The 12536-nt window shown below is 70.2% G+C and carries 10 protein-coding genes; 5 read left to right on the forward strand and 5 right to left on the reverse strand.

All coding sequences use genetic code 11. The features are described 5' to 3' along the window. Positions 1 to 46: 46 nt before the first annotated feature. A complete protein-coding gene (locus AAC134_RS11315; RefSeq protein WP_339949199.1) occupies positions 47 to 739 on the forward strand; it encodes a fumarylacetoacetate hydrolase family protein in 693 nt (230 codons plus the stop codon). Between the two features lie 52 nt (positions 740 to 791). On the opposite strand, the gene AAC134_RS11320 is transcribed toward AAC134_RS11315, so the two are convergent. Continuing rightward, positions 792 to 1718 carry a LysR family transcriptional regulator gene (locus AAC134_RS11320; protein WP_339949200.1) on the reverse strand — a complete coding sequence of 309 codons (927 nt, stop codon included), beginning with the start codon at positions 1716 to 1718 and terminating at the stop codon, positions 792 to 794. Positions 1719 to 1920: 202 nt separating this feature from the next. On the opposite strand from AAC134_RS11320, the gene AAC134_RS11325 reads away from it, so the two are divergent. Genes AAC134_RS11325 through AAC134_RS11340 form a run of 4 tightly spaced genes read left to right on the forward strand, consistent with a single transcriptional unit; the run spans position 1921 to position 7099 of the window. After that, entirely contained in the window at positions 1921 to 3534 is a 1614-nt protein-coding gene (locus AAC134_RS11325) for an ABC transporter substrate-binding protein (RefSeq protein WP_339949201.1), read from the forward strand. Positions 3535 to 3538: 4 nt separating this feature from the next. Further along, the gene (locus tag AAC134_RS11330; protein WP_339949202.1) at positions 3539 to 4564 is read left to right on the forward strand and encodes an ABC transporter permease; all 1026 of its coding nucleotides are present in this window, start codon (positions 3539 to 3541) and stop codon (positions 4562 to 4564) included. 5 nt (positions 4565 to 4569) lie between these two features. Next, the gene (locus tag AAC134_RS11335; RefSeq protein ID WP_339949203.1) at positions 4570 to 5454 is read left to right on the forward strand and encodes an ABC transporter permease; all 885 of its coding nucleotides are present in this window, start codon (positions 4570 to 4572) and stop codon (positions 5452 to 5454) included. 16 nt (positions 5455 to 5470) lie between these two features. After that, positions 5471 to 7099 carry an ABC transporter ATP-binding protein gene (locus AAC134_RS11340; protein WP_339949204.1) on the forward strand — a complete coding sequence of 543 codons (1629 nt, stop codon included), beginning with the start codon at positions 5471 to 5473 and terminating at the stop codon, positions 7097 to 7099. Between the two features lie 85 nt (positions 7100 to 7184). Here the strand turns inward: AAC134_RS11340 and AAC134_RS11345 are convergent, their stop codons facing one another. The 4 genes from AAC134_RS11345 to AAC134_RS11360 form a co-directional block, all read right to left on the reverse strand. Beyond that, a complete protein-coding gene (locus AAC134_RS11345) occupies positions 7185 to 8276 on the reverse strand; it encodes an oligopeptide/dipeptide ABC transporter ATP-binding protein (RefSeq protein WP_339949205.1) in 1092 nt (363 codons plus the stop codon). Then, on the reverse strand, positions 8273 to 9271 hold the full coding sequence (locus AAC134_RS11350) for an ABC transporter ATP-binding protein (protein WP_339949206.1): 999 nt from the start codon (positions 9269 to 9271) through the stop codon (positions 8273 to 8275). The genes AAC134_RS11345 and AAC134_RS11350 overlap by 4 nt, the downstream gene beginning before the upstream one ends. After that, positions 9268 to 10725 (reverse strand): amidohydrolase family protein, encoded by a 1458-nt coding sequence (locus AAC134_RS11355; RefSeq protein ID WP_339949207.1) that lies wholly within the window; start codon positions 10723 to 10725, stop codon positions 9268 to 9270. Before AAC134_RS11355 ends, AAC134_RS11350 begins: the two co-directional genes overlap by 4 nt. A 182-nt stretch (positions 10726 to 10907) precedes the next feature. Beyond that, positions 10908 to 12482, reverse strand: a complete 1575-nt coding sequence (locus AAC134_RS11360; protein ID WP_339949208.1) for an ABC transporter substrate-binding protein — start codon at positions 12480 to 12482, stop codon at positions 10908 to 10910. Positions 12483 to 12536: the final 54 nt, after the last annotated feature.

The following is a 12536-nucleotide window of genomic DNA, read 5'->3' on the forward strand; positions in this document are numbered from 1 at the left end:
CCGGCACGCGCGCGCGCCGCCGACACCTGCCCCGGGAGCCTCCCCCATGACCGAGCTCGTCCTCCCCGCCCCGCCGACCCCGACGGTCGCCGTCGCGGGCTCGTCCGCCCGTTTTCCGGTGCGGCGCATCTTCTGCGTGGGGCGCAACTACGCCGCCCATGCGCGCGAGTTCGGCAACGACCCCGACCGCGAGCCGCCGTTCTTCTTCACCAAGCCGGGCGACGCGGTGATCGACGACGGCGCCGTGATCCCCTACCCGCCCGACACGCAGAACCTGCATTTCGAGGGCGAGCTGGTGGTCGCCATCGGCAAGGCGGGCTTCGAGATCGACGAGGCCGAGGCCCTGTCCCACGTCTGGGGCTACGCCGCGGGCAACGACCTGACCCGGCGCGATCTGCAGAACCAGGCCAAGGACATGCGCCGGCCGTGGGATTTCGCCAAGGGCTTCGACCGCTCGGCGCTGTGCGGGCCGCTGGTGCGGGCGCAGGACATGGGCCGGCCCGCGGGCGCGATCCGGCTGAGCGTCAACGGCGAGACGAAGCAGGAGGCCAGGCTCGCCGACATGATCTGGGATGTGGCCGGCGTCATCGCCTTCCTCAGCCGCTCGATCGCGATCTCGGCCGGCGACCTGATCTACACCGGCACCCCCGCGGGCGTCGGCGCGCTGGAGCCGGGCGACGTCTGCGCGACCGAGATCGAGGGGCTGCCCTCGGCCACGCTGACCATCGCCAGGGGCTGAGGCGGGGCGCCGGGCCTGACCCGGCGCCTCCCGGGCGAAGTCGGGCCCGGCCTCAGGAGGGCGACGGCTCTCCCGGGCGGCCGGCGGCCTCGGCCATCGCGGCGAGCGCCGCCTGCAGCTGGTGGGCGAACCGCGCCGGCGCCACCGGCAGGGTGCGCCCCCGCATCTGGCCCAGCAGCAGGTGCGCGGGCGGCACGTCGCGCACCGAGACCGGGCGGGAGACAACCTCCGGCCCGTCCTTCAGGCCGACGGGAATCTGAAAGCCGATGGCCCCTTCATGCAGCACGTAGTGGCGCATGAACTCGAACGAATCCGCCTCGATCGACGGGCTCAGCCGCATCGAGCGGCCCCGCGTCGCCAGCTCCAGCAGGTGCCGCACGCCGTAGGGCGAGGTGGGCGCCACGTGGGGGCCGGCGAGACAGTCGCGCAGGCGCAGCTCGGTCTGGGCGGCAAGCGGGTGATCGACCGCCATGACCGCGTGGATCGGCTGCTGCAGCGCAAACAGCACCTCGAATTCCGCGAGATACACCGGCTCGACCACCAGCGCGAGGTCGGAGCGGAAGGCCGACAGATCCTCCTCGGCCGAGGCCCGGTCGCGCACATGGACCGAAAAGCTGACGCCCGGATGCCCGCTCCGGTAGGCCGAGATCTGCTCGGGCAGGAAATAGGGCTGCAGCGCCTGCGAGCAGGCGATGGAGACATGGCCGCGCCGCTCCCCCGACAGGTCGGCGACCTGGCCCCGCACCCGCTCCAGATCCGAGACCTGGCCGCGGATGTGCTGGATCAGCAGCTCGCCGGCGGGGTTCAGGCGGACGCCGCGGGGAAGACGCTCGAAGATCGGATAGCCGAACTCGTCCTCGAACCCGGTGATGCGCCGGTTCAGGGCGGACGAGGTGATCGCCATGTCCTCGGCCGCCTTGCGGATGGAGCCCGCGCGGGCCACCGCCTCGATCAGGCGCAGGGTCTGAAGGTGGCGCATGGCAGGACCTCCGGGGTGGGGGCGCTCCCTACGCTGACAAGCGGGCCGCGCCGGGCCGGCGCCCGGGCCGAGCGCTGCAAAAAGGGAAGCGGATCACTGCGGAAATAGCAATGGATGCGATCACCGCACGCCCGCACGCTTTCTCCCGACACGCGGCGCGGAAGAAAGTCGCGAATCCCCCACGACCGACAAGGAGAGCGACATGGGCCTGGACACGAGCCGGCGAGGTTTTCTGAAAGGCGGCGGGACCGTCGCCCTGGGCGCGGCGGCGCTGCCGTTCCTGAAGCTCATGCCGGCCCATGCGGCGGGCGAGGAGACGGTCGTGGTGGTGATGGGCCAGACCATCAACAGCCTCGACCTGCACCGCACCGGCACCAACCGGCCCTCCTACCAGGTGGCGGTCAACTGCTACGACCGGCTGGTCAGCTTCGGGACCAAGACCCTGCCCGACGGCTCGCTCTCCTACGACTATTCCACCATCGTGCCGGAGCTGGCCGAGAGCTGGAGCGTCTCCGAGGACGGCAAGGTCATCACCTTCAAGCTCAAGCCCGAGGCGGTGTTCCAGGACGGATCGAAAGTGACGGCGCAGGACGTGAAGTGGTCCTTCGACCGCGCCGTCTCGGTCGGCGGCTTCCCCACCACCCAGATGGCCGCCGGCGGCCTGCTGCGCCCCGACCAGTTCGCGGCGCTCGACGAGGAGACCTTCACGGTCACCCTCGACAAGCCCTCGAAGCTCTCGCTGCCCGACCTCGCCGTGCCGGTGCCCTTCGTGCTGAACGCGACGCTCGCCAAACAGCACGTCACCGACGCCGACCCCTGGGCGATGGAGTACGTCCACAAGAACACCATAGGCTCGGGCGCCTACAAGGTGGTGCGCTGGGACCCCGGCCAGCAGCTCGTCTACGAGCGCAACGACAAGTGGACCGGCGGCCCCCTGCCCGGCGCCAAACGCGTGGTGCTGCGCGAGGTGCCCAGCCCCGCCACCCGCCGCGCGCTGATCGAGCGCGGGGACGTGCAGATGTCGTGGAACATCCCCAACAAGGACGCCAGCGAGCTCGACGGGGCGGTCGAGGTCTATTCGACCCCCATCGAGAACGCGATCTACGTCGTCTCGCTGAACTACCAGTTCGAGCCGTTCCAGGACCCCGACGTGCGCAAGGCGGTGGCCTACGCGATCCCCTACGAGGAGATCTTCCAGACCGCCGCCTACGGCCGCGGCGTGCCGATGTGGGGCGGCTCGGGGATCGAGACCATCGACTGGCCCCAGCCCAGCCCCTATGCGTTCGACCTCGAGAAGGCCAAGGCGCACCTTGAGAAATCGGGCTTTGCCAACGGCTTCGACGTGCCCTTCTCGATCGACCTCGGCCAGGCGGACTGGATGGAGCCGACCGCCCTGCTGATCCAGGAGCAGCTCGCCAAGCTCGGCATCACCTCGACCATCGACAAGATCCCCGGCGCCAACTGGCGCACCGCGAGCCTGGTCGAGAAGCGCCTGCCGCTGGCGCTGGAAACCTTCGGCGGCTGGCTGAACTATCCCTGCTACTACTTCTTCTGGGCCTATCAGGAGGGCCACCTGTTCAACTCCTCGAACTACGCCAACCCCGAGATCGAGCGGCTGGTCGGCGAGACCCTGGACCTGCCCGTCGCGCATCCCGACTACGCCCCCAAGGTGAAGCGGATGTTCGAGATCGCCTTCGAGGACCTGCCCCGCATCCCCCTGTTCCAGCCCGCCCTTTCGGTCGCGATGAACGGGGCCACGGGATACGAGTACTGGTTCCACCGCGAGCTCGACGCCCGCAAGCTGGCGAAGGGCTGAGCCGATGAACCGGCGCCTGCGGGCGGTCCTGGCGCGCCTTGCGCAGGCGCTTCCCGTGATCCTGGGGGTGGTGCTGGTCAGCTTCCTGCTGACCCGCGCCCTGCCCGGCGATCCGGCGGCCTATTTCGCCGGAGACGCGGCCGACGCCGCCTCGATCGAGGCGACGCGGGTGAAGCTGGGCCTCGACCGGTCGATGCCCGAGCAGTTCGGGCTTTATGTGTGGCAGCTGGTCCAGGGCGACCTGGGCCAGTCGCTGACCACCGGCCAGCCGGTGATCGAGGAGCTCTCGCGCCGCCTTCCGGCCTCGCTGGAGCTGACGCTGGTGGCGCTGCTGGTCAGCTGCGGGATCGCCGTGCCGCTGGGGGTGCTGGCGGCCACCCGGCCGGGAAGCTGGGTGGACCACGCCTGCCGGCTGCTGGTCACGGCCGGGGTCAGCCTGCCGACCTTCTTCACCGGCGTGGCGCTGATCTACGTCTTCTACTACCTGACCGGCTGGGCGCCCTCGCCGCTGGGGCGGCTCGATTTCATCTATCTCGACCCGCCCGAGGTCACCGGGTTCTTCCTGATCGACGCGGCGCTGGCGCGCGACGGCGAGACCTGGCTCGCGGCCCTGCGCCAGCTGATCCTGCCGGCCGCGACGCTGGCGCTGTTCACGCTGGCGCCCATCGCGCGGATGACGCGGGCCTCGATGCTCTCGGCGCTGTCGTCGGACTATATCCGCACCGCGCGGGCCTCGGGGCTGACGCGGCGCAGGATCCTGTTCGGATACGCCTTTCGCAATGCGCTGCTGCCGGTGGTGACGACGCTGGGCATGGTGTTCAGCTTCACGCTCGGCGCCAACGTGCTGGTCGAGAAGGTGTTCGCCTGGCCGGGCATCGGCTCCTACGCGGTCGAGGCGCTGGTCGCCTCGGACTACGCCGCCGTGCAGGGGTTCGTGCTGTGCATGGCGCTGCTGTTCGTGGCCCTCAACCTTGCGATCGATCTGGCCTATTCGATGATCGATCCGCGCATCGGGTTCGATTCCAAATGATTGCGATGACCGAGATCCCGGCCGAGGCCGCGACGCCCGCCCGGCGCAAGGGCGCGCTGGACCATGTGATCTATGTGCTGCGCGACAACCCGGTCACGCTGCTGGCCTTCGCGATGTTCGCGGTGCTGCTGGTCGCCGCGGTGCTGGGGCCCTCGCTCGTTCCCTACGATCCGGTGGCGACCAACGCCTCGGTCGCGCTGCAGCCGCCCTCGGGGGCGCACTGGTTCGGGACCGACAACCTGGGGCGCGACGTGTTCAGCCGCGCGATCGTGGCGACGCGGCTCGACCTGCTGATCTCGGTCGCCGCGGTGGCGCTGAGCTTCGTCGTGGGCTCGGTGCTGGGCGCCTCGGCGGGCTACTGGGGCGGCTGGCTCGACGTGGGGCTGAGCCGGGTCATGGACACGATCATGGCCTTCCCGCTGTTCGTGCTGGCGATGGGGATCGTGGCCGCGCTCGGCAACACGGTCGAGAACATCGTCTACGCCACCGCGATCATCAACGTGCCCTTCTACGCCCGCCTCGTGCGCGCCGAGGTCAACATCCGCCGCGAGGCGGGGTTCGCGCTGGCCGCGAAGCTCGCCGGGAACACTGACGTGCGGGTGCTGGCGATGCACATCTTTCCCAACGCCCTGCCCCCGATGATGGTGCAGGTGTCGCTGAACCTCGGCTGGGCGATCCTGAACGCCGCGGGGCTGTCCTTCATCGGGCTCGGCGTGCGCCCCCCCACCGCGGAGTGGGGGATCATGGTGGCCGAGGGCGCGAACTTCATCGTCTCGGGCGAGTGGTGGCTGGCGATCTTCCCCGGCCTCTGCCTGATGTTCGCGGTGTTCACCTTCAACCTGCTGGGCGACGGGCTGCGCGACATGGTCGACCCGCGACGCCGGACCTGAGGGGGAGGACCCGAGAATGCTGTCGATCAAGGACCTGGCCGTCGCCTTCCGCACCCGGGGCGGAGAGGTGGACGCCGTGCGCGGCGTCTCGTTCGAGGTCGCCGAGGGCGAGGTGCTGGGCGTCGTGGGCGAGAGCGGCTCGGGCAAGTCCGTCACCTCCTACGCGCTGATGCGGATCCTCGACGCGGGGGGCCGGATCAAGGCCGGCGAGGCGGTCTATGGCGGCGTCGACCTGCGCCGCGCGAGCGAGCGGGAGATGCAGGGCCTGCGCGGGCGCGAGATCTCGATGATCTTCCAGAACCCGCGCTCGGCCCTCAACCCGATCCGCAAGGTGGGCCGCCAGATCGAGGACGTGCTCAAGCGCCACGCGCGGGCGGACGCGCAGGACGCCAGGGCCAAGGCGATCGCCGCGATGGAGGCGGTGCGGATCAACGACGCCGCCGCGCGCTATGACGCCTATCCGTTCGAGCTTTCGGGCGGCATGTGCCAGCGCATCGTGTGCGCCATTGCGCTCGCCTGCGACCCAAGGCTGCTGATCATGGACGAGCCGACGACCGGCCTCGACATCACCACCCAGAAGGCGGTGATGGAGCTGGTGACCGACCTGATACGCGCCCGCGCGATGAGCGCGATCCTGATCACCCACGACCTGGGGCTCGCGGCGCAGTACTGCGACCGGATCGTGGTGATGAAGGACGGCCGCATCGTCGAGACGGGCGACCCCGCGGCGATGTTCGCGCGGCCCGCGCATCCCTACACCCGCAAGCTGGTGGACGCGACGCCGCGCGAGGGCGCCTCGATCCGCGACCTGCTGCCCGCCGAAGCCCGCACGCCCGAGCCTGCGCGCAAGATCTCGCAGACCGCCCTTCTCTCGGTGCGCGACCTCGTCAAGACCTATGCCGGCAAGTCGGGCCCCGTGCACGCGGTCAAGGGCGTCAGCTTCGAGGTCAACGAGGGCCAGTCGGTGGGCCTGGTGGGCGAGAGCGGCTGCGGGAAATCGACGACCTCCTCGATGGTGGTGCGGCTGCTGGATCCGACCTCGGGCCAGATCCTTTTCGACGGCGAGGACCTTGCGAAGCGCCCGGCGGCGGGGTTCGCGCGCGATCCGATGCGCGCCAGGATCCAGATGGTGTTCCAGGACGCCACCGACAGCCTCAACCCCCGCCACACCTCCCGCCAGACCATCGCCGAGCCGCTGCGCGCCATGGCGGGCCTGCGCGGACGCGCGCGGGCCGAGCGGATCGAGGAGCTGGCCGATCTGGTGGGCCTGCCCCGCCCGCTGCTGGACCGGTTTCCCCACCAGCTCTCGGGCGGGCAGAAGGCGCGGGTGGGGATCGCGCGGGCGATCGCGGTGAACCCGCGGTTCCTGGTGCTGGACGAGCCGACGGCGGCGCTCGACGTCTCGATCCAGGCGATCGTGCTGAACCTGCTGGCGGACCTGCGGGCGCGGCTGGGGATGAGCTGCCTGTTCGTCAGCCACGACCTGCACGTCGTGCGCCTGCTGTGCGACCATGTGGTGGTGATGAAGGCCGGCGAGATCGTCGAGCAGGGCCCGACCGAGCAGGTGATGACCGCCCCCGCCGATCCCTACACCGCCGAGCTTCTGGCCGCCGCGCCCAGGCCCCCTGCCCGCGACGTCGCCTGAGACCGCCGCCCCCCCGCCCAAACGACGCGCGCCCCGGGGGATGCCCCGGGGCGCTTGGGTCTTGCTGCGGTCGCCCGGGCGGGGCTCAGCCGGCGGCCGGGGCCGCCGCCTGGGCGGCGCGGGCGTCGGAGAGGACGGCGAGGCGGCGGGCCAGAAGCTCGGGCGTCGGGCGGGCGACCCCGGTCGGCATCGCGGCCACGGCTTCGGCAAAGTGACAGGCCGCTGCGGCCGGGCCCGAGGCCGAGGGCATGGCGCGCAGCACCGGCCGCTCGGTCTTGCAGATGTCCTGGGCGAGCGGACAGCGCGGGTGGAAGGCGCAGCCCGAGGGCGGACGCAGGGCCGAGGGCGCGTCGCCCATCACCATCTCCCGCCCCTCGGCCGCGCCGGGCACGGGCTTGGGCGCGGCCTCGATCAGTGCGCGGGTGTAGGGGTGGCGGGGGGTGGCGAAGATCTCCTCGGCCGGGGCCTCCTCGACGATGCGGCCGAGGTACATCACCGCCACGCGCTTGGCGATATGGCGCACCACGGCGAGGTCGTGGGAGATGAACACGTAGGCCATTCCGAACTGCTTCTGCAGATCCTGCAGAAGGTTCACGATCTGGGCCTGCACCGACACGTCCAGCGCCGAGACCGGCTCGTCGCACACGATCAGCCGGGGCCGCGTGGCCAGCGCCCGCGCAATGCAGATGCGCTGGCGCTGGCCGCCCGAGAACTCATGGGGGTAGCGCTCGGCGTGGTAGGCGTTCAGGCCCACGGTCTTGAGCAGCTCGGCCACCAGCTTCTCGGCCGCGGGGCCCGAGGCGACGCGGTGCAGCAGGATCGGCTCCATCAGCGTCTCGCGCACCGTCATGCGCGGGTTGAGCGAGCCGAACGGGTCCTGGAACACCATCTGCATGTGCCGGCGCGCGCCCTGCAGGCGGGCGGGGGGCAGCGCGATGATGTCCTCGCCATCGAGCACCACCGAGCCGCTGTCAGGCTCCAGCAGGCGCAGCAGGGCCCGGCCGGTGGTGGACTTGCCGCAGCCGCTCTCGCCCACGATGGCCAGCGTTTCGCCCGCGCCGACCGAGAAGGTCACGTCGGTCACCGCCTGCACGGCGCCGGTGGTGCGCTTGAACACGCCCGATTTCATCGGGAAGTGCTTGGTCAGGTTGCGGACCTCGAGAATGGGGGAGCTCATGCGGCGGCCTCCTCGATGGGCGCGCGCCAGCAGGCGACGGAGCGGCCGGGGCCGATCTCCTTCAGCGGCGGCGGCGCGGCGCGGCAATGGTCGGTGGCGAGCGGACAGCGGCCCGCAAAGCGGCAGCCCGGAAGCTGGAGATAGGGCGGGGGCACCGAGCCGGGGATCGTCTCGAGCCGGTCGGCCCGCACGTCGAGCCGCGGCACGGCGGCCATCAGCCCCAGCGTGTAGGGATGCTGGGCCGAGGCGAAAAGATCGGCGACCGGCGCCTTCTCGACCACCTTGCCGGCATACATCACCACGACGTCGTCGCAGGTCTCGGCCACCACGCCGAGGTCGTGGGTGATCAGCACGATGGCCGATCCCGTGCGCTCGCGCAGGTCGCGCATCAGGTCGAGGATCTGGGCCTGGATGGTGACGTCGAGCGCGGTGGTCGGCTCGTCGGCGATCAGCAGCTCGGGGTCGTTGGCCAGCGCCAGCGCGATCATCACCCGCTGGCGCTGCCCGCCCGAAAGCTGGTGGGGAAAGTCGTCGATCCGGCTTTCGGGCGAGGGCAGACGCACGAGGTCCAGCATCTCGACCGCGCGGGCGCGGGCCTTGGCCTTGTCCTTCCAGCCATGGGCGCGGAGGCTTTCGATGATCTGGTCGCCGATCGTGTAGACCGGGTTCAGGGAGGTCATCGGCTCCTGGAAGATCATCCCCATGCGCCCGCCGCGCAGCTTGCGCATCTCGTTCTCGGAGATCTTGAGGATGTCCTTGCCCTCGAACAGCACCTCGCCGCCGGCGTAGCGGCCCGGCGGGCGGGCGATCAGGCGCATGATCCCCAGGCTGGTCACGGACTTGCCGCAGCCGGACTCGCCCACGATGCCCAGCGTGGCGCCGCGGCGGACCGAGAAGGACACGCCGTCGACCGCGCGGAAGGTGCCCGCCTCGGTGTCGAAATGAACCTGGAGGTCGCGGACCTCGAGGAGGGGAGCGTCGGAGGTGTCGGTCATTCGGCGCCCTCGTTGGCGTAGACGTAGGGAGCGGCCTGCGCATGGCTGCGGCCGGCGAAATCGAGCTGGCGGAACATCGCCTCGGCCCGACGCTGGGCGGCCTCGAGCCCGTCGAGCGCACGGTCGAGGTCGAAGGCGACGCAGTCGCCGTCCTTCACCACCTGGCGGCCGTCGACATAGACGTCCGAAACGGCGCGCTCGGCGGCGACGTAGACCAGCGACGAGAGCGGGTCGCGCACCGGGCGCATGGCGCGGTGGCGGATGTCGACGGTGAAGAGATCGGCCTTCATCCCCGGCGCCAGCTTGCCGATCTGGTCGTTGCCCAGGATCTTCGCGCCCCCCGTCGTGGCCATGTCGACCAGCTGGGCGGTGCGGATGTCATAGACGTTGGTGGCCATGACGCGGGAGTTGGTCAGCGCGTTGCGCATCTCCTCGAGCATGTTGTGGGGGTAGGTGTCGGTCCCCAGCCCCATCGGGATCCCGCCGCGCAGATAGCGGCCCAGCGTGCGCATGGTGATGCCGCGGCGCTGGAAGACGGTCGGGCAATGGGCCACCGCCGCGCCGGATTTCTGCAGCGTCTCGAAATCGTTGGCCATCGGCCAGTTGGCGTTGGCGTGATCGTTGAGGAAGATGCCGTGGCCGATGATCAGGTTGTCGTCGAGCACGCCGAGGCTGTCGAGCCACTCGATCGGCGTCATGCCGTGGCGCCGCGTGATCTCCTGGAACTCCACCACGCTCTGGGCCGCGTGGAGGGTCATCTTCAGGCCGCGCCGCTTCGCTTCGGCGGCGGAAGCCTGGATCAGCTCGGGCGTGCAGGTGTCGATCTGGGAGGGCGAGACGATGCCCGAAAGGCGGCCCGAGGGATGGGCGACGGCGGCCTCGACGACGGCCATCGCCTCCTCCATCGCCGTCTCGCCCGCGGCCTCGTCCCACTCGTATTCGGTGACATGGCCGTTCCTGGTGTACCAGCGGGCGGAGCGGTACATCGGCGCGGCGTAGGCGCGAAGCCCGCTCTGCGCCAGCAGGTCCAGCCAGCCCTCGTAGGGGACCGAGAGGTCGACGAGCGTGGTGACGCCCGACATCATCAGTTCCGACAGCGCCACCTGCGCGCAGTGCTGCACCCCCTCGGGGTCGGGGCGGAACAGGGGCATGAACTCGTAGAGCGAGGACATGTAGAGGCGCTTCGAGCCGAGCTCGTCCAGCATCCCCTTGTTCATCGGTTCGGAGGAGGGGTGGGAGTGGATGTTGATCAGGCCCGGGGCGACCATGCGGTCGCGGCCGTCGAGCTCGACCGCGGCCTCGCCTTCATACCGGCCGCCGACCTGCACGATGCGGTCGCCGGCAAAGGCGACGTCGCCGTCATGCAGATAGACGTGGCGGCCCCTGGCCTCGTCCCAGGCGACGATCCAGGCGGCGCTGCGGATCACGGTGACGGGGGCGGAGGCGTCGGACATCTGGGGCGGACCTCGGGTCGCGGCCCGGGCGGCGCTTGGGCGCCGGCGCGGGCGGAAATTCGGGAGGGAGGCGCCGGCCCTCGAAGGGGGCCGGCGCGGTCGTCATGGCGCCCCCCCGGGAGGGCTGCGCCGGTCTTCAAGGGCGCGGCCCCCGGAAGGGCCGCGCGGTCTTCAAGGACGGATCAGTCCACGAACTCGAGCTGCAGGCCCTTGTAGAGGCCGGCGCCGTAGATGTTGTGCGGCGTGATCGGCGCGAGCTTGGAGACGTAGGCGATCTGCATCGGGCGCTCGTAGATCGGCAGCCAGGTGACCGCCTCCTGCACCTTCATCAGCACCTTGCCGTAGGCCTCGGCGCGCGCCTCGTCGGTGGTGGCGGCGGCCGCGGTCTTGAGCAGCTCGTCGGTCTCGGGGTCGTTCCAGTTCATCCGGTTCGGCGAGGGGATGTTGGCCGAGCGGAAGTACAGGTTCAGCGCGTCGCCCGTCGAGACGTAGGGGAAGCCCATCGTGAAGATGTCGAACTCCTGCGTCGCCAGCTTGCCCCAGATGACCGTGGGGTCGAAGGCCTGGATCTGCAGGTTGATGCCCACCTTCAGCAGGTCCGCCTGGACCACCTCGGAGGTCTTGGCCCACTCGCCGATGAACGAGTAGATCGTCGGCTCGAGGACCACGCCGTCCTTCTCGCGCACGCCGTCGCCGTTCAGGGTCCAGCCGGCCTCTTCGAGGATCTGCTTGGCCTGCTCGGGGTCGTACTTGAACACGAACTCCTCGACCGCGGGGTTGTAGTCGAGCGCGCCGGCCGAGACGTAGGTGTAGGCCGGATCGACCTCGCCGAAGAACAGATCCTCGGCCATCGCCTCGCGGTTGACGGCGAGGTTGATCGCCTTGCGGACCGCCGGGTCGTTCATGCCGGGCTTGTCGACCTTGAAGCCGATGAAGTTGGTCCAGAACGCGGCGTCGGAGCGGACGACCTCGATGTTGGGCGCCTGGCGCATCTTCTCCATGCCGATGAAGGGCACGTAGTAGGACACGTCGGCCTGGCCGGTCAGCAGGGCCACGGTGCGGGTCGCGGCCTCGGGGACCACCTTCCAGACCACCTTGTCGACCTTGGCCTCGGCGCCCTCGCCATACATCGGCGGGCCCCAGTTGTAGCCCTCATGCTTGGTCATGGTCAGCTGGTTGCGCGGCTCCCAGCTCTCCCAGCAGAAGGGGCCGGTGCCGTTGAAGCCGCTGATGCCGAAGTCCTCGCCCAGCGCTTCGACGTTGTCCTTGTCGACCACGGTCCCGAAGGACTGGGCCAGCTGGTAGAGCAGCTCGGAATAGGGCGCGTTCAGCTCGTACTTCAGGGTGTAATCGTCGAGCGCGACCACCTCCTTGATGTCGCCCGCGCGCCAGGCGACGCCCGACTTCAGCTCGGGGCTGACCCAGCGGTTGATCGAGTAGGCGATGTCCTCGGCGGTCATCGGCTTGCCGTCGCAGAAGGTCACGCCTTCCTTGATCTTGAAGGTGTAGGTCTTGCCGTCCTCCGAGACCTCCCAGCTCTCGGCCAGCAGCGGCTCGATGGTCTGCATGTCGTCGTTCAGGGCGACGAGCGTGTCGCCCATCATGAACAGCGCCTCCGAGCCCGCCAGCGCGGTGATCGCGGGGGGATCGTACTTGTTCGAGTCGAGCTCGCGCACGATGGTGACGGTCTGCGCCGTCGCCAGCGCCGGGAGCGAGACGGCCAGCGCCGCCCCCAGTCCCAGGGTTCTCTTGGTCATCTAACGGGCCCTCCTTGTCGGCACGTGTCTGGTGCGATGGCGGCCGGGGTCTTG

The organism is uncultured Albimonas sp., assembly GCF_963977235.1.
GTDB lineage: Bacteria > Pseudomonadota > Alphaproteobacteria > Rhodobacterales > Rhodobacteraceae > Albimonas.